At 64.8% G+C, this 17,233-nt stretch carries 14 protein-coding genes; 5 read left to right on the top strand and 9 right to left on the bottom strand.

Going from position 1 to position 17,233, the window contains the following annotated elements:
• Nucleotides 1-6: 6 nt before the first annotated feature.
• Together ASE67_RS01950 and ASE67_RS18015 are read right to left on the bottom strand one after the other, a co-directional pair.
• Complete coding sequence (locus tag ASE67_RS01950; RefSeq protein WP_156348460.1) at nt 7-456, bottom strand: hypothetical protein; 450 nt, start codon at nt 454-456, stop codon at nt 7-9.
• Nucleotides 453-932, bottom strand: coding sequence for a hypothetical protein (locus ASE67_RS18015; protein ID WP_156348459.1), 480 nt, complete (start codon nt 930-932; stop codon nt 453-455). The genes ASE67_RS01950 and ASE67_RS18015 overlap by 4 nt, the downstream gene beginning before the upstream one ends.
• Before the next feature lie 451 nt (nt 933-1,383).
• Between ASE67_RS18015 and ASE67_RS18010 the strand changes: the two genes are divergently transcribed.
• Nucleotides 1,384-1,968, top strand: a complete 585-nt coding sequence (locus ASE67_RS18010) for a hypothetical protein (RefSeq protein WP_156348458.1) — start codon at nt 1,384-1,386, stop codon at nt 1,966-1,968.
• A 247-nt stretch (nt 1,969-2,215) separates the two neighbouring features.
• Nucleotides 2,216-3,319 (top strand): hypothetical protein, encoded by a 1,104-nt coding sequence (locus ASE67_RS01945; protein ID WP_055756296.1) that lies wholly within the window; start codon nt 2,216-2,218, stop codon nt 3,317-3,319.
• A gap of 208 nt (nt 3,320-3,527) precedes the next feature.
• Here the strand turns inward: ASE67_RS01945 and ASE67_RS01940 are convergent, their stop codons facing one another.
• Complete coding sequence (locus ASE67_RS01940) at nt 3,528-3,845, bottom strand: hypothetical protein (RefSeq protein ID WP_055756294.1); 318 nt, start codon at nt 3,843-3,845, stop codon at nt 3,528-3,530.
• A gap of 981 nt (nt 3,846-4,826) precedes the next feature.
• On the bottom strand, nt 4,827-8,141 hold the full coding sequence (locus ASE67_RS01935; RefSeq protein ID WP_235511748.1) for an autotransporter domain-containing protein: 3,315 nt from the start codon (nt 8,139-8,141) through the stop codon (nt 4,827-4,829).
• A 328-nt stretch (nt 8,142-8,469) separates the two neighbouring features.
• Between ASE67_RS01935 and ASE67_RS01930 the strand changes: the two genes are divergently transcribed.
• On the top strand, nt 8,470-11,766 hold the full coding sequence (locus tag ASE67_RS01930; RefSeq protein WP_055756292.1) for a glycosyltransferase: 3,297 nt from the start codon (nt 8,470-8,472) through the stop codon (nt 11,764-11,766).
• A 15-nt stretch (nt 11,767-11,781) separates the two neighbouring features.
• Here ASE67_RS01930 and ASE67_RS01925 read toward each other — a convergent pair whose 3' ends face one another.
• The 5 genes from ASE67_RS01925 to ASE67_RS01905 all read right to left on the bottom strand — a co-directional run bounded on the left by ASE67_RS01925 (nt 11,782) and on the right by ASE67_RS01905 (nt 14,916).
• Nucleotides 11,782-12,135, bottom strand: a complete 354-nt coding sequence (locus ASE67_RS01925) for a hypothetical protein (RefSeq protein WP_055756290.1) — start codon at nt 12,133-12,135, stop codon at nt 11,782-11,784.
• A gap of 38 nt (nt 12,136-12,173) precedes the next feature.
• A complete protein-coding gene (locus ASE67_RS01920) occupies nt 12,174-12,479 on the bottom strand; it encodes a hypothetical protein (protein ID WP_055756288.1) in 306 nt (101 codons plus the stop codon).
• Between the two features lie 61 nt (nt 12,480-12,540).
• Entirely contained in the window at nt 12,541-13,860 is a 1,320-nt protein-coding gene (locus ASE67_RS01915) for a sensor histidine kinase (RefSeq protein ID WP_235511747.1), read from the bottom strand.
• 23 nt (nt 13,861-13,883) lie between these two features.
• Nucleotides 13,884-14,567: a winged helix-turn-helix domain-containing protein gene (locus ASE67_RS01910; RefSeq protein WP_055756286.1), complete on the bottom strand. Its 684-nt coding sequence runs from the start codon at nt 14,565-14,567 to the stop codon at nt 13,884-13,886.
• The gene (locus ASE67_RS01905; RefSeq protein WP_055756285.1) at nt 14,539-14,916 is read right to left on the bottom strand and encodes a PDZ domain-containing protein; all 378 of its coding nucleotides are present in this window, start codon (nt 14,914-14,916) and stop codon (nt 14,539-14,541) included. Before ASE67_RS01905 ends, ASE67_RS01910 begins: the two co-directional genes overlap by 29 nt.
• A 130-nt stretch (nt 14,917-15,046) precedes the next feature.
• On the opposite strand from ASE67_RS01905, the gene ASE67_RS01900 reads away from it, so the two are divergent.
• Both ASE67_RS01900 and ASE67_RS01895 read left to right on the top strand, forming a co-directional pair.
• Complete coding sequence (locus ASE67_RS01900; RefSeq protein ID WP_082456936.1) at nt 15,047-16,090, top strand: LacI family DNA-binding transcriptional regulator; 1,044 nt, start codon at nt 15,047-15,049, stop codon at nt 16,088-16,090.
• 134 nt (nt 16,091-16,224) lie between these two features.
• Entirely contained in the window at nt 16,225-17,229 is a 1,005-nt protein-coding gene (locus tag ASE67_RS01895; RefSeq protein ID WP_055756283.1) for a ferritin-like domain-containing protein, read from the top strand.
• The last annotated feature ends 4 nt before the right edge of the window (nt 17,230-17,233 follow it).

Raw genomic sequence — 17,233 nt, 5'->3', positions numbered from 1 at the left:
AATTCCTCAGAACATAGGGCGAGCGTGGATCAACCAGCGACCGCCGCGGCCAGGTAAAGATACACCTAGCTCCTCGTCGGAGCTAGGTATCGCTGTCACCTCAAGGTCCAGCCCCAGAAATTGAGCCGTCGATGCTGGTGCTTCGCCAATCTCATGATCGAACGGCCAAATGGGCATAACAAATGCCGGCATTGGCATTTCCGGAGCCGAGCTCGCCGTGCAGGCGTCAATCACAAATTCGCCAACTCGACCTACGATACCGTCGACGAGCTGCGGCCAGCTGCAGTGACGTTCTTCGTCGATCGCGAACGCGGCCACGTGACCGATCGTAATCAATGTTGTCAGCACGGCAGTCAGCCTTCTGCGCTGCTTGTCGTCCATCTCAACACGCCAGACCGCTAAATCGGCCCCATTACTGAAGCAGACAGCCACGAAGTGAATAGCTAGGCCACTCATCGAAATTGCCGATCGACCTTAGGACCCAGCTCAAATCCACACCGGAATATGGTGATCTCAACAAGGGGACGGCGCTGATCGTGTGCCCCCCGCTTCTTCACCAGAGTTGGCTTCGACATTCCAGCGGCGACGGCGGCGGCCGAGCGGATCACTTTCAGAAGCCGCATCAGCATCCACCTGCCAATCTGAAAGGGACGTTGCGCGACTTTTGCATCAACGGCAGGCGCGGACAGGCCACGGCCGATAGCGGCGCGGTCAGAGCCAAAGGTCGCTACAGAAACGATAGCAGCCGGCTTGTCGGCAGTGTTTTGTGCCTCCGCTAGATCTGCGGAGTTTTCGGCGCGTACCAGGGTGGCGCCATACCGCCGCAAATTTCCCATTCGCCAACATGGCCTCTTGGCGTGCGCAGGTTTAACGAGACCAATCAGAACGCCTGGCCCAACACCGACGCCAAGGTGATTGCGATACCGAATCATAGGACACTCCTCGCCAGCGGAATCGCCGGACAGGGGAATGAGATGAGGGCGAAAGATGCCGCACAGACGCTTGCCGGCATCATATGGCCGTCAAATTGCGCCTATCGTTTTTTCTTGACATGACGACATAGCTATCTTTTGTTCGCCCTTAGTTCCGTTATTCGGGGCCTCGTTGCCGACCCCTCTGCTCGTCCAGGACAGCCGCTTCGTTATTGAGCTGAGTGGCGCCAAGGCCGTCCTCGAACCGGGCCGGTTCGATCGAATGACTCGCAGCGATCAATGGCCGAAAATCCACGTCAATCATCTTGTGTAATACGACATGCTTCCGTCAGATTTCTTGTGTTGTTTCATTGCAACATACAATACCCGCAATGCTTTAAAGAACTTTTCTCGGCATTCCAAATCGCCGCAGCGCGATTATCATCCGCCAGACAACAAGCGGAGGAAGCAAGTGTCGTCTTACTATCCCAAAATTATCCATCCAGAGTATGAATATAACGCAGGTGATCATGTTGAGATCATGGGTGCCATCAGTTGTGGATTTATGAGCAGGTTTCTCCCAGAGGCTTTGCTGGTAGAGAAGTACACGATCAGATATCCATATTTCTGCATTCCGAAGGAAAAAATGGCAGCTTACATTGACATGCTTATGACTCCTCCTTCAATAAATCTCGGACTGGAATTCTCGCCGTTCGCGTTTCCGGAGGAGCCAGAGTTTGAAGACTATGAAAACTTCATTTTGGCAGAACCAGAATACCTTGCCGCTCAATTTGAAGTGCACTTCGAAGTGTCCGAGACGGCGCCCCTATCATGGCTCAGTAACTATATCGACCTCGCCTTAGCTGCGCGCTTCTTACCACTATTAAAAGCACATAACGGCAAACTATTGGCACATGCACCACATTTCAGAACTTTTCTCAACTATGTTGGTGATCACGCTGACTTTGCGGCACTCCTATCGCAGCCGGGTGGTCCCCACCGAGACTTGCTTCGCGTACACTACGATATGATACCGAAACCCATCAGCAGGAACTAAGTTTGGTAAGGCTGGTGCCGTCGCAACATGGTCGATCTATGACCTTTCCGGCTACTATCATTCAACAATATGCTCATACCGGCGCGTACCTTCGCGCCGGTAGCGTTGACTTGTGCGCTGTATGGGGATCGAAATGCCCTCGACAATTACCTCAGAATTATCTCGTCATTCCTGCAGTCTGTTTGACCGCGTCGAGCTGGCACCTTCGGCCCTGCTCGAATGTCTTGGGCCGAGCGATATAGAAACGATGCGGCACAAACTGACCCAATCGGGCGTCCTCGATTCGAAGAAGAGTGCCGCATTTGGTCCTTACTGGATGATCCTAAACTTGAAGCGCCAAGGGAGGGACGCATGCGGGTCGGCAACCGCAGAACTTGCGTTCTCACAGGTTGGCGAACGGGCGTTCCGGCTGAGCGAACGGAGCGTACTTCGCCTCAACCCGCTGAAATACTTGCGTGAAGCGGGACAGGCTAGCCTATGGCCAGAAGCCTACGATGGCAGCTTGAACTATATTGGTCCTTTCCCAAGGGACTGCTCCAGTTTGCTCGAAATGCAGCTCAGCTTCATAGCCGACATGACCGAGGAGTTGCGCGTCCAACTCGGCGGCAGTCTCAGCAGTGATGTACAGTCAAGGAATGAGACTATCCGCATTCGCGCGGTAGAACTGGCGCGAGACCGCGAGAGTAATGACGCGATCGGGCAAGCCCAGCTGCTTGCGCATTCGATGTTGCACGATGCGTGCTTGGCACGACGTGATGTATATCGGGCAAGTAGTGATACCGGCGCGGGGACTACCGTGGCCCGCTGGTGGCTGACAAAGGGGGGGCCGGCTCTCAAAGTGTACGCCAAAGCGCCTCAGCTTCTCCGCTTGGAGGTCGCATGCGATGATCGGCCGGCCGTGAACTCGACGGCTGGCGGGGAAGCTCTGCGGGCCGAATTCACCGGCCAGGGAACGCGCGAGCTGCTCGAGAAGCTTCTGCCTGAATTGCTCACGCTATTGGACAAACTGACCCGACATGCGGATCAGGTAATCGAAGGCCGGGCAACTCCGTCCACCCTCGCCCTTGCTCTTTCGCCCATGCTGGAAGCAATGGCGGGTGCCTCAACGGGCGGTCGCCCTACTGCCTCTAAAACCGTGGCTGAAGTCATCCATGCCTACGATTCAATCGTCATGACCGGTCAGTACCGCGCGAAGGCGCTTCGCAGCGACGCAGTCCTCGGCAAGCTGCTTCGCCAACTCTCAAGCGACGGATGGCCGCTGAAGAAACATTCGACGCGTCATCGCTACAGTCTACACCCGAACCTCGTGCGCGCTAGCTATTGCCAAACAGTGTGCGTGAACGCGGCGTAAACCCGCGGAAAGGGTATGGACAGTTCGCAGTGGCTAACGCCAAGCCAGCCAAGGGTAGCGGTTAGAGGAAGTGTCAAACGAGCGCTGTCGGGCGAAAGGGCCTGTAGGAGGAGTTTGGAAGCTCATCCACAGGCAAACTGCGTCCGCTCAAACTACCGTTCAGCCCGGTCTGATTAGACCGGGCTAAGCCGGCAGATCACAGGTGATCCTAACGAGTGCGTGACCCGTTCTGCCCGACGTCCCCAATCAGCGCGTTCAGATCGCCCGCACTAATCAGCAGCCACCAGCCATCGCTCGCGTTCGAGATCGCAACTCCGTCCACGCAGTGGAAGGCGGCGAGTTCCTCCTCGCCTTCAAGGTTCTTTATCGCGTCGAAGATGTCCGACGAAGTTGATACGTGGAAGCCAAGCTCGCTCAGGTAATCGATGATGCGCCGCATTTCGAGCAAGCGATCAGCGTGTAAAATCAAGGTGCCACCGAGTTGGCGACGCAGTTGGTCAAATGTTGGCAGATGTATTGATTTCATAACATATTCCTGCAGCCGGCAGAATGGCCGGACGACGGAATGAAATGCGCCTCGTCGGACGATCAGGTACGAAACAGCTCGCAATGGCATTGGCCTCATGACGAATGCTGCGGCACCATCTGTCCGATTTAATCGGCTGACGTAGGTTTTCCATCCTATAGGAACGGAAATGAGCTTGTAAGTCGTGCGCGGTCGCGGCGGCCGATCGGAAGCTTTTGCCGTGCGCGTTCGCGGTCGCCTTTTCGATGAAGGGCGGCTAACGACGTGGTCCGACCCCGCTTACCTTCGCAGCAAGCATCGTTGCCCTGCGAAAGGATAGGGGCCCCATCGGCTCGCCGCCGTTCGGCAACCGCCGTCGAACGGGGGAGTTGTGCCGCTCCGCCTTCTGCTTCGCTAGATGCAAGCGCGTTGGCGTCTCTTCGCCAACCTCCCTCCCCTGTTCGGTCTCTAAGCGTCCCTAGAATGCCCCTTGTTGAAGCGCGGCTCTTCGGGGCTCGATGAGGGTGAATGACTCTAGGACCAGACCAGTTCGATTTCGCGTAGGCGGCTCACGTCGCGACAGGGCTGTCACTACAAACCATTGGAAAAGCCCTGCACTGGGCGTCCCGCACGCGAGGTCGACAACGGGTGGTCCGGGAGCAATGCGGGTGAGTGTCGTACCGCTGAACAGGACCTCTTAATCAGCGGGTCCTTGGTTCGAGCCCAAGTGCGTCCACCATCTTTTCCTATTTCGTTATCGATGGTCCGCCACGAATGCGGCATCGTGCCTGCTTCGCACTGTCGCGGTTGTAGCCTCGGCAGGAACTGAGCCCTCAGGCCAATGCCTCGTGCCGACCTACGTCCGCCGCGATGACACCTGGCTCGCACGGCTTGCCCATCGTCTCGACGTGACGCGAAAAAGGCGGCAGCCCGATCGGGGCCACCGCCTTTTCCTGTTCCACCGGTTCGCCCGACGCGGGTAGCCGCGCCGGGCTGGTCCTATCAGAAGCGCACCTTCACCGTGCCGCGATACGACTGGTTGCGGATGTCGCGTTCGATCGTGGTGTCGGCCGCGACCGAGAATTCCACCTTGTCGCTGCCGAACGCGAAGCCGCCACCGACTTCGCCCCATTCCTTGTCGCGGCTGGGCAGTGCGAACGCGGCGCTCGGCCCGATGCCGTTGGCAAAGTTGGCGGTGAAGAACGCCGAACCGTCGTCGAACTCCCGGACATAATAGGCCGAGGCGAACGGGCGGAAGCCGCCGAACGCGCCGTCCAGCACCGCACCGGCGCGGCCCTGCAGGCTGGTGTAATTCTCCGCGTCATAACGAAGCGCCGGGCCACCACCGGTTTCGACCGTGGGCGTGAAGCCCAGCTGGCTGGCACGCACCGCCACGCGCGGGCCGATGTGCAGCTGGTCGGTGCCGAACAGATAGCCCGCCCCGACCTCTGCCGAGAGCGCCAGCGCATTGTCGCGGGCGCGGAGCGTAAAGGGCGTGGTGCCCAGCGTCACGTTGCGGCTCGTACGCGCCTGATACACACCCGCACCGAACTGCGCATCGACTGTGACGCCCATCGGCGCCTGCACCTTGCCGTACAGCGTGCCCTGGATCAGCTCGCCACGGGCGATCTGGCCAAAGCGCTGCTGCCCGTCGACATCGCTGTACGACAGGCCGAAGCCGAGTACCGCGGTATCCGACAGCGCCTTTTCGACACCACCGGCAATGTAGAAGCCGTCGAACTCGTCACGCCCGCCCATCGGGTTGGCGGTCGGCATGCCCGGCGCACTGCCGCGGATATAGCCGCCCGCCAGGAACGCGCTGGCGTCGTCCGGCAGCACGCCCTCGCGGATCGACGTGACCGATGCATCGGTCTGTGCCGCGACGCCCATGGTCGGCGCCATCACTGCGCCGACGACCACATCGGTCGGTCGGCCCATCACCGCCAGCGTGCCACCCAGCGGCTGCGCCGGATCGATCGCAGCCAACCGCTCACGATAGAAGCGGGCGACGTTATCCATCGCCGCCGTGCCGATCGCGCGCTTGGTCGCCTCCGTCCGCGGCGCCAGCCCCTCGAGCGAAGCCTGGATGCCGGCCTGCGTCTGCAGGTCGAGAATGCCATAGGCTTCGGACACCGCCGAATAATTGCTGCGGTTCTGGTCGAGCAATTGCGCATAGGCGGTCTGGATCGGCGTCTGCGCGACGACATTGGCATAGCTGCCCGCATCGATCCGCGCGGTCACACTGTTGGCGGTGTAGCTCAGCACCGGCCGCAGGATCGCGCTCAGCGCCCCCGGCTGGGCAAAGCGGCCCCGGATTTCGCCGGCGGCGGTCAGGATCGTGTAGCTGTTGTTATAGCGGATGGTGCTGCCGGCGACCGGATTGAACAGCACCGACCCGCCGATGCTGGCCAGACCGTCGGTCGTGCCATTGCGGACGACGGCGATGCTGTCCGACACGCCACTGTTGCCGATATCGATCGCCAGCTGCGTGCCCGATGCGAGGATCAGGTTACCGCCGATGGTCAGCGTACCGACCGTGCCGAGCGTTCCCGGCGCGACCGTGCCGCTGACGCTGGTCAGGAAGCGTGAATCGACCCGGCCCGACCCGCTGAGCAACCCACCCAGCAGGAAATAATCGCCACCGGTGCGCACGCGCCCGTCGACGATGGTCTGGCCGTTCAGCTGGTTGATCTCGATCAGGCTGGTGAGCGATCCGGTGCTGGTAACGTTCAGCCGTGCCTGGCTGTTGGCGATCGACAGGCGGTCGATGGTGGCGGTGGTATCGAGCGTCGTCGTACCCGCCGCGCCCAGCGTGACGTCGAAATAGCGCGCGACGATCCCCGATGCCTTTACCGGATCGCTGTTGTTCGGCACGAAGTTCGACGCACCCGGCAGGCCGTTGGCCAGCGTCGCCGCGCCAACCGCCTTGGCGGCAGGGCCGGTGTCGACCGGATCACGCGCGACCGCAACGCCATCCTGATAATAGATGCCGGTCGCCAGGTCCTTGCAGATCGAGCCGGACGCATCGTCGAAGCACAGCTGCCCGAAATCGCCACCCGATCCGGCTTCACCCTGCCCGGCGGTGGTCGGCACGCCGTTCACCAGCTTGCCGTTCTGGATGACCTGATAGCTGGGGTCGAGCTCGGTCTGCCAATGGGTGGCGTCGCTCCATTTCGCATCACCCGCCTTTGCGCTGACATAGCGATAGGGGTTCGATGCGACGATATAGTCCCAATAAAGGTACAGCGGCTGGTAGAAGGACGTTGTGCCATAGGAAGAGGACGGCTGCGCGGCATAATAACGCGTGCCGCCCGACAGCACGCCCAGCACGACCGGCTTGCCCAGCGCCTTGTCGAGAATCAGCGGGCCGCCCGAATCGCCACCCGCGGTGATGCCTTCGCTGGGAAGCGCATTGTCCTTGAACAGGTTGAAGTCGAACCGGCTGGCCGACGCCGTTCCGCGACGCGGATCGTCGAGATCGGTCATGTACAGGTTCTGGTTCAGCGTACGCGCGGTATCGCCGTACAGGAACATGTCGACGTCGCTGAGCGAGGTCAGCGCGCCCAGATAGTTTTCCGCCACGCGACGACGATAATCGATCCCGCCGGTATCGCCGTTGAGCCCGGTGCCGTTACGGCCATAGCCGGTGATGACGACGTGATAGCCGGTGCCGGTCGCGTTGTTGATCGACGACGGCGCGGGCAGCGCGGAGAACAGCAGCGCCCATGCGGGAATGCCGACCGCCGGGGTATCCAGCGTCGCGATGGCAACGTCGGATTGCAGGAAGCCGCGATTTTCGGTCTTCAGCGAGTCGGTCAGGTATGACACCTGATTGACGTTGAACATGGCATTGGCCGGGGTCGAACGGAACGCGGTGACGCCCGTCGTCGCATTGCCGAACAGCCAGTCGCGCACGCCCTGCAGATTGTCGGCCTTGAAGCCGAACGCCATCTGCTTGTTGCCGGATTCGGTGCCATAGGCGCTGGCCGGGCTGGTGTTCATGCAGTGCGCGGCAAGGATCACCATGCGCGGATTGACCAGCGTGCCGGTGCACAGGCTCAGGCTGCCACCGCCCTGGTTGATGAACATCTGGCCGACGCCGGTGATGTCGTTCGGATCGCGCGCGGTCGTGGGCGTGCCCGGCGGATTGATGACGACCTGCGGCTCATCGACCGACGATCCGCCCGGCATGACGCCAGCCGGCGATACGCTGAGCGGCGCGGTGCTGACCGGCGCGGCGGAAATCGTCCCGACATGTGGCGCGTCGAACGATTCGACCGGACGTTCCTGCGCCTGCGCCTGCATGGCGAAGGGCATGACCGATGTGAGCAGCGCGCAACGAGCTACCCGGCGAAAACCCGCCGACCGACGCAATACCATTTACTATCCCCCAGACTTCGAACGGCCATAAATCGCCGTGATTTGTGCATCCTATGCTTTGTCATCGGGCTGTCAATTCATGCCCGGCGGCATCGATCATCAATAAAGGTGGAACGCTCCTTCTGTTGTAATCCGGCATCACTGCCCTTCCCTGTCGGGTGACCAAAAGTTCATGTGGCGCTCACCGGCCTGCCCGGTGCCATCGCCTAACGCGGCAATACAGGGCCGCATTTTGCGGCCGGCACAGCCTTGAGGTCGCCGCCACGTGAGCAAGCCCATCTTCTTCGATCCCACCGGCCGGCGCGGCATATGGGCACGGCGCGGCGTCGCGCTGCTGATCCTGGCGGTCGTGCTGGCGGCGATCGCCTTTGCGACGACGCTGGTGCTCACCCCACGCACGCTGGGCATGCCGCTGCCATTCGCAAGGCGGCATGGCGAGACGTTCGCCCCGCGCGGCGATGGCCTTGCCAAGCACCGGAGCTGGCTGCCGCGCAGCTCCGCGCCCTCACCGAATTCGCCGCTCACCATTGGCTTCTACGTGCCCGATACCGCTGGCGGGCTGTCGTCGTTGCAGCGGCACATGGCGGGCATGGATTGGGTCGTTCCGGCGTTCATCATGGTCGTCGGGCAGCAGGTCCATGCGATCGACGATCCGCGCCTGGCCCAGTTGCTCGCCGGCACGCGCCATGCGCCCAAGGTGCTGCCGATGGTGCAGAACCTGACCGACGAGAATTGGGACGGTGCCGGTGCCGCGCGGATGCTGGCCGATCCGTCGGCGCGCGCGGCGCTGGTTTCGCAGCTGGCCGGCTATGTGCAGGCCCATCATTCGGCCGGGCTGGTGATGGATTACGAAAGCCTGCCTGCCGCCGCCGTCGCTCACTATCCCGCCTTCCTCGCACAGCTGCACGCCGCGCTGCCCAAGGGCGCGACCCTTGCCGTCACGGCACCGGCGGGCGATCCCGACTGGCGGCTGCGCGACATCGCCCGTGCGACCGACCGCGTGATCCTGATGGCATATGACGAACATTGGGAAAGCGGGACGCCGGGACCGATCGCGTCGCAGCCATGGTTCGTCGGACAGGTCGAACAGGCGATGCGCCAGGTCGGTCGCGACAAGCTGGTCGTGGCACTGGGCAGCTATGCCTATGACTGGCACGACGGCGGCGCCGATGCGCTGTCGATCGAGGAAGCGTGGCTGGCCGCCCATGATTCGTCGGCGCAGATCGGGTTCGACCGCTCGAGCGGCAATGCCGGCTTCACCTATGACGACGAACGCGGCAGCCGTCACCAGGTGTGGATGCTGGACGCGGCCACCAGCTGGAACGAGCTGGCGGCACTCCGGCGGATGGGGCTGGACGATGTGGCGCTGTGGCGGCTGGGCAGCGAGGATGCCGGCATCTGGAACGACCTTGCCGCATTCCGCACCGCCGACCGCGTGCCCCGGATCAACCGGCTGCAAAGCGCGGTGAACGTCGATGTCGAGGGGTCGGGCGAGGTGCTGCGCATCACCAACCGGCCGACCGATGGGCAGCGCGCACTGCAATTCGATCGCAACGGGATGATCGCCGACGAACGCTATGCCGCCCTGCCGACCCCCTATGTCGTGCAACGCACCGGCGGCACCGATCCGAAGGCGATCGCGCTGACGTTCGACGACGGCCCCGACGCGACCTGGACGCCCCCGATCCTCGACGCACTGGAAAAGGCGGGCGTTCCGGCCACCTTCTTCGTCGTCGGCGAAAACGCGCTGGAGCATCCGGGGCTGTTGCAGCGGATGGTTCATGACGGCGACGAGATCGGCAACCACAGCTATACCCATCCCAACCTCGCCACCACCGGCGAGCGGACGACGAAGCTGGAGCTGAATGCCACGCAGCGGTTGATCCAGGCCTATACGGGCCGGTCGACCACGCTGTTCCGCGCACCCTATTTCGGGGACGCCGAACCGACGACGATGGACGAAATCGCCCCGGCGCTGCTGGCGCAGGATTTGGGCTATACCGTGGTAGGGCTGCACGTCGATCCGAACGACTGGCAGCGCCCGGGCACCGACGCCATCGTCCGGCAGGTCGTCGAGCAGGTCGATGACGTCAGCGCCGACAGCTCGCGCAACATCGTCCTGCTCCACGACGGCGGCGGCGACCGGCAACAGACGGTCGAGGCACTGCCGCGCATCATCGCGCTGCTGAACGCCAAGGGCTATCACTTCGTGACCGCATCGCAGCTGGTCGGCGTGCCGCGCGCGGTCGCGATGCCGGCGGTGACCGGGCGCGACCTGGTGGCGGTGCGCACCGATGTCGCGATCTTCATCGTACTGGCGGCGATCTCGGTCGGCCTGGCGTGGCTGTTCTACCTCGCGATCGGCCTCGGCATGGCGCGCGCGGTGCTGATGGCGGCGCTGGCATGGTTCCAGTCGCGGCGCGAGCGGCCGACCCCGCCCGACTATCACCCCAGCGTCTCGGTCATCATCCCGGCCTATAACGAAGAGCGCGTGATCGCCGACTCGGTCGCCCGCGTGCTGGCCAGCGACTATCCGGGGTTGCAGGTGATCGTCGCCGACGACGGGTCGAAGGATGCGACCAGCCAGGTCGTGCGCGACCGCTTCGTCAGCGATCCGCGCGTCACGCTGCTGACGCTGGTGAACGGCGGCAAGGCGGCGGCGCTCAATCGCGCACTGTTGCAGGCGGCGGGTGAGGTCATCATCGCGCTGGACGCCGATACGCAGTTCGAACCGACGACCATCGCCCGTTTGGCGCGCTGGTTCGCCGATCCGAAGCTGGGCGCGGTCGCGGGCGATGCGCGGGTCGGCAACCGGGTGAACCTCGTCACCCGCTGGCAGGCGGTCGAATATATCACCGCGCAGAATCTCGAACGCCGCGCACTCGCCGGGTTCGATGCGATGACGGTGGTGCCGGGCGCAGTCGGTGCATGGCGGCGCACCGCGCTGGATGCCGTCGGCGGTTATCCGGAGGATACGCTGGCCGAGGACCAGGACCTGACCATCGCCATCCAGCGGGCCGGCTGGCGCGTGACCTACGACCCCCGCGCCGTCGCGTGGACCGAAGCGCCCGAGAGCTTCAAGGCGCTGGCCAAGCAGCGGTATCGCTGGGCGTTCGGCACGCTGCAATGCCTGTGGAAGCATCGCCGCGTCCTGATGACCGGCAAGCCCGGCGGCCTCGCCCGGATCGGACTGCCGCAGGCGTGGCTGTTCCAGATCTTCTTCGCCGCCATCTCGCCGCTGATCGACCTTGCGCTGATTCTGTCGATCGTCGGCACGGCGGTGCGGGTGGCGCAGCATGGTTGGGCGCAGACCAGCGGCGATGTCGGGCAGATGGGGCTGTACTGGCTGTGCTTCACCGCGATCGACGTGGCGTGCGGCTGGGTCGCATACCGGCTGGACGGCAACAAGGCGCGCTATCCCGCGCACCTGCTGGTCGCACAGCGGCTGGTGTACCGCCAGATCATGTACTGGGTCGTACTGCGCGCCATCGCATCGGCGATTGGCGGGTTCGTGGTCGGCTGGGGCAAGCTGGAGCGCAGCGGCCGGGTGGAGGCCGCCTAAGTCCGGCGGGGCGGTCTACCCGGCCGCCCCCTCCTCTGCCGCCAGCCGGTCGAGCCACGCCTGCGCCTGTCGCGGCTCGCCCATCGCCTGCGGTCCGACCGGCCCGCGCGACTTCAGGAATTGCTGGCGCAGCTCGAACGGCGGCAGGCCCAGCTGGTCACGTGCCGCGTCGATCGCATCGCCCAGCTCCTCCAGATGGTCGATCACCGGGGCGATCGCGGCGCGTGCCTTGCGATCCGCCTGATGATCGAACAGCCCCCATTTGCCCGCGGCGGTGCGGCGCAGCGCCTCGATCAATGCGGTGCGATACTCGGTTTCCTGTTCCAGCCGGAGGTCGTCCAGCCGGGCGAGACGATCTGCCTTTGCCATGAAGTGCCCTTAGGCCACCCGGCGGATCGGCGCCACCGTCAGAAGGCGATCCGCAACCGCGCCATCAACCGCGAAATGGTGACACCGCCGGCAAGGCCCGCACTCTCCCCCTCGGCCGACAGCGTCGCCGTGTCCGACAGACGAACCAGCGCCCTGCCCGATTCGTCGAAGCGCCGATCAGGTACGGCAGGGAGGCGGTAGCGACCGTCATCGCGTTCACCGCACACGACGATCTCGCCCTCGTTCGCGTTCCGGGGACAGGTGGGATCGGGCATCAGCGGCTTCAGGTCGATCCGCAGCGGCGGTTCGGCGGCAGCCTGTACCAGCATCAGCAACGCCAACATCGCCCGTCTCCCATGTCCCCTGCACTGTCCCGCGCAAATGCGGCGGCACAAGGGCGGGCAGTTACCGCGCCACCGTCATCCGCGCGGCCAGCCCCGGCGCATTGTCACCCAGCTCCAGCGTACCGCCGTGCAGATGCGCGACGGCGGTGACCAATGACAGGCCCAGCCCCGCCCCACTTTCGGTACGCGCCGCGTCCAGCCGCCCGAAACGACGCAGCGCATCGCCGCGTCGGTCGGCGGGGATGCCGGGACCGTCATCGGCAACCGTGATCGCCACCGCGTCACCGGCCTCGACAACGCCCATGCGGATCGTACCGGCACCATATTTCAAGGCATTATCGATCATATTTGCCACCGCCTGTCCGATCATCTCGCGATTGGCGGGCACGGTGATCGCGGGTACTTCGGCCACGACGATCGCCAGTCCGCGATCCTCGGCCAGTGGTTCGAACATGTCGGCGACGTCGGCAACCAGCGCCGACAGGTCGACCGGCTGGAACGCCTCCCGCCCGATCCCCGCCTCGGCACGCGTGATGCGCAGCGCAGTGTCGAGCATGCCCAGCAGCCGGTCGCCCTCCTCCATCGCGCGTAGCACCGCGATGCGCCCCTCCTCGCTCTCTGCTGCCGCCAGCGCGCGTTCCAGCGTGGCGCGCAGCCGAGTGAGCGGCGAGCGCAGGTCATGCGCCAACCCGTCGGTCGCCAGCTTCAGTTCGCCGACCAGCGTCGCGATCCGGTCGAGCATCGCATTGACCGATCGTCCCAGCGCCTCGAACGCATCGCTGCCGCCGTCCAGCGCGACCCGCCGGTCGAGATCGCCGGCGGTCACCGCCGCCACCGTCTGCGCCGTCCTCCCCAGCCGCGCGGCGATCAGTTTGGCCGCCGCCCATCCGGCCAATCCGGCAAGCAGCAGGGCGACGATCATTGCCGCGACCATCGCCACTTCCATCGCGCCGACAAAGGCCAATTCGCCCTCGATCACATGGCCGGTCAGCAGCCGCGTGCCATCGGGCAGGACGGTACCGATCACCCGCATCGCTTCGGGCTGGTTGCGCGCCACGCGAAAGATTTCGACGGTGACCGGCGGGCCGATCGCGACGTTGGGCGGCCACGCCGCGACATTGCCCGCCATCACCCGGCCATCGCGGCGGATCACCAGCACGACCGATTGCGGCCGGTCGCTGCGGTCCAGCCGCGTCTCCGCCGCACGCGCCAGCGCATCGACGCCGCCCGACGCCCATCCTTCCAGCAGCGTGGCCCGCAGCCGGGCCGCCTGATCGGTGGCACTGGCGGTCAGCCGGTGCTCGGTGATCGTGCGGACGGTCAGCAGGACCACCGCCGACCCGACGATCTGCAGCGCGAACACGAGGATGGCGAAGCGCAACGTCGCCGATCGGCTCCGCCGGATCAGGACTCCGCCCCCAGCTTATAGCCCGACCCGCGCACGGTGTGGAGCAGGCGGCGTTCCTCGCCTTCGTCGATCTTGCGCCGCAGCCGGCTGATATGCACGTCGGTCACGTTGCTGCCGGGGTCGAAATGATAATCCCACACGCCTTCCAGCAGCATGGTCCGCGTCACGACCTGTCCGGCATGGCGCAGCAGATATTCGAGCAGGCGGAATTCGCGCGGTTGCAGGTCGATGGTCCGCTGCCCCCGGCGCACCCGCCGGGCAAGCAGGTCCATCTCCAGATCGTCGCAGACGAGCTTCGTCTCGACCGCCGGGCCGCCTGCCTGTTGCCGCCGGGTGAGCAGCCGGACGCGGGCGAGCAGTTCGGCGAACACGAACGGCTTGGTCAGGTAATCGTCGGCGCCCTGGGTCAGCCCGGCGACGCGGTCGTCGGGCGATCCCATCGCCGACAGGATCAGGACCGGCGTCGCGACCCCGGCCGCGCGCATCGCCGCGACCGCCGCCATGCCGTCCATCTGCGGCAGCATCCGGTCCATGACGATACAGTCGTACCCGCCGTCGATGGCGTGGAACAGGCCGTCGCGACCGTTCGCGGCGCGATCGACGTTGAACCCGGCCTCGGTCAGCCCTTTGGCGATATAGCTCGCGGTTTGGTCATCGTCCTCGACGATCAGGATCTTCACCTTGGCCCTCCTCCGGATGCCGCATTAACAGCGTCCGGGCGGCGGCGTCACCCCTTGCCGCGACATGCAGCACGGCAAGATCACCGTCCTCGGCCTGCTCCAGCATCGCGGGCGTCGGCGCATCCAGCCCGTCCACCCGGTCGATCACGTCGCCGACCCGCAACCCCGCCACCTGCGACGCGCCCCCGGTTTCGAGGCTGGTGACGACCAGCCCCGCCCCCCCCGCCGTTACGGCAGGCGGCGTCGCATCGAGTGCATTCAACGCGGCAAACGCGATGGCACCACCGATGACCGCGCTGAGCGCAATCCGGCGCAGCGGCTGCCCAAATCCACTATCGGCCCGGTCCATCGGCGCATCCTTTCGTGTGTATCGTGCCCGATCCGGCCGGTACGGGGGATGGGCGGAAGATGAAGAGGCTGTCATGTTCGATGATCGGAGCGGTTGACACGGCCGCGGCAGCGTGGAGGAGATGCCGGTCATGAATTCCCCCCGATCGCGGCCGTCGCGGCGCATCACCATCGTCGACGTCGCGCGCCATGCCGCCGTATCGACGAAAACCGTCTCGCGCGTGCTGAACGGCGAACCGCATGTGACCGATGCGGTGCGCGACCGGGTGCGCGAAGCGGTGCGCGTGCTCGATTACCACCCGAACATCATGGCGCAGGGGCTGGCGCGGCAGCGGTCGTACCTGATCGGGCTGGTCTATGAAAATCCCTCGCCCAGCTACGGCGTCGACCTGCAGATGGGTGTGCTCGACCGGCTGCGCGGCGAACGCTACCGGCTGGTCGTGCTGCCCGTGCGGTCGGTCAACGACCATGCCGACGAAGTGGTCGGGCTGTTGCGCTCGGCGGCGATCGACGGGGTGGTGCTGGCACCGCCGGCATCGGACAGCCGCCGCATCCTCGACGAACTGGTCGGGATCGGGATGCCGTTCGCGCGCATCTCGCCCACCCGGTTCGACGATATCGTGCCCGGTGTGGTGGTCGACGATGTGGTCGCCGCCGCCGAAGTCGCCGGCGCGGTGCTGGCGCAGGGCCATCGCCGGATCGGCATCATCAAGGGCGATCCGACCCACGCGGCCAGCGCGGCGCGCATGACCGGCTATGCCGATGCCTTTGCCGCCGCCGGTGTCGCCATCGACCCGGGCCGGGTGATAGACGGGCTGTTCACCTTCGATTCGGGCATCGCCGCCGCGCGGACGCTGCTCGACCGGCCCGACCGGCCGACCGCGATCCTGGCGCAGAACGACGACATGGCGGTCGGCGCGCTGATGGCCGCGCGCGAAGCCGGGATCGACGTGCCCCGCGACCTGTCGATCGTCGGCTTCGACGATTCGGAAATCGCCCGCATCACCTGGCCCCGGATCACCACCATGCGGCAGCCGGTGTTCGACATGGCGGTCAGTGCGACATCGCTGCTGCTCGACCAGCTGGCCGGAACCCCCGTCCCGGCGACCATCGCGCACGAACATCGCCTGATCCTGCGCGAATCGATCGCCCCCGCCCCGGACCTTGGGGGGTAGCGTCGGGGGCCGACAGCCAATACAGCACGCACAATCGGTATGCCGGTCGGCCACGGTCGCATATCAGGGAGAGGTCCGGGTCGTTCCGCCATTCAGGGGGAGCGGGACCGCCAAGGGTTTAAGGGAACCGGTAGATGACCGACGAGACACAGATGGTTGCAGCCTTCGACGCGCGGGTGCGCCGACGCGCGGAACGCCGCGACTTTTTCCGCGCCTTCGGTGCGGTGGCGGCGGTCGGTACCGGCCTTGCGCTCACCTCGTGCGGGGGGAGTGGCACGTCCCTGACGCCCTCGCCGACGCCAACCCCGACTCCCACGCCGACCGCGACCAATTCCAGCGGGTTCACCGACAATGACGTGCTGAACTTCGCGCTGAACCTCGAATATCTCGAAGCGCAATTCTATGCCTTTGCCGCCAACGGCACCGGCCTTGCCTCGACGCTGCTGACCGGCGCGGGGACGGCGGGAACCGTGACGGGCGGCAAGAAGGCCAATCTGACCGACCCGATCGTCGCCAACTACGCCCGCGAAATCGCGCAGGATGAGGTTGCGCACGTCGAATTCCTGCGCACCGCGCTGGGATCGGTGGCGATCGCCATGCCGACGCTGGACATCAGCGCGACGCCGACCAGCGCCTTTTCCAACGCCGCCCGCGCGGCCGGGTTGATCGGGCAGGGCGCGACGTTCGACCCGTATGAGAATGACGACAATTTCCTGCTCGCAGCCTTCCTGTTCGAAGATGTCGGCGTCACGGCCTATCGCGGCGCGATCGGCGGTATCGCCAATACGCTGATCCGTCAGGTCGCCTCGGGCATCCTCGCCGCCGAATCCTATCACGCGGCGATGATCCGGTCGGCGCTGTACATGCGCGGGCTCACCACCCCGACGCTGATCGATTCGACGGAGGCGATCTCGAACGCGCGTGACGGGCTGGACGGCGCCAGCGACATCGATCAGGGCGTGCGCCCGATCGGCGACCAGTCGAACATCATGCCGTTCGATTCCACCACCGGCCTGCCCTATGGCCGCACCACCGGACAGGTGCTCAACATCGCCTATCTGAACCGCAACGCCGTTACGGCCGGGGGCTTCTTCCCGTCCGGCGTCAACGGCGCCATCAAGTCCAGCGCGGCGAACTGAGCCT

Source organism: Sphingomonas sp. Leaf23 (assembly GCF_001421585.1).
In the GTDB taxonomy this organism is placed as follows: Bacteria; Pseudomonadota; Alphaproteobacteria; order Sphingomonadales; family Sphingomonadaceae; genus Sphingomonas.
This window is presented reverse-complemented; position numbering and strand designations above follow the sequence as displayed.

Coding starts and splice junctions, on each gene's coding strand:
- ASE67_RS01940 (WP_055756294.1), bottom strand. CDS start 3,845: ATGAAATCAATACATCTGCCAACATTTGACCAACTGCGTCGCCAACTC.
- ASE67_RS01900 (WP_082456936.1), top strand. CDS start 15,047: ATGAATTCCCCCCGATCGCGGCCGTCGCGGCGCATCACCATCGTCGAC.
- ASE67_RS18015 (WP_156348459.1), bottom strand. CDS start 932: ATGATTCGGTATCGCAATCACCTTGGCGTCGGTGTTGGGCCAGGCGTT.
- ASE67_RS01905 (WP_055756285.1), bottom strand. CDS start 14,916: ATGGACCGGGCCGATAGTGGATTTGGGCAGCCGCTGCGCCGGATTGCG.
- ASE67_RS01945 (WP_055756296.1), top strand. CDS start 2,216: ATGCGGCACAAACTGACCCAATCGGGCGTCCTCGATTCGAAGAAGAGT.
- ASE67_RS01925 (WP_055756290.1), bottom strand. CDS start 12,135: ATGGCAAAGGCAGATCGTCTCGCCCGGCTGGACGACCTCCGGCTGGAA.
- ASE67_RS01920 (WP_055756288.1), bottom strand. CDS start 12,479: ATGTTGGCGTTGCTGATGCTGGTACAGGCTGCCGCCGAACCGCCGCTG.
- ASE67_RS01895 (WP_055756283.1), top strand. CDS start 16,225: ATGACCGACGAGACACAGATGGTTGCAGCCTTCGACGCGCGGGTGCGC.
- ASE67_RS01950 (WP_156348460.1), bottom strand. CDS start 456: ATGAGTGGCCTAGCTATTCACTTCGTGGCTGTCTGCTTCAGTAATGGG.
- ASE67_RS01935 (WP_235511748.1), bottom strand. CDS start 8,141: ATGCCCTTCGCCATGCAGGCGCAGGCGCAGGAACGTCCGGTCGAATCG.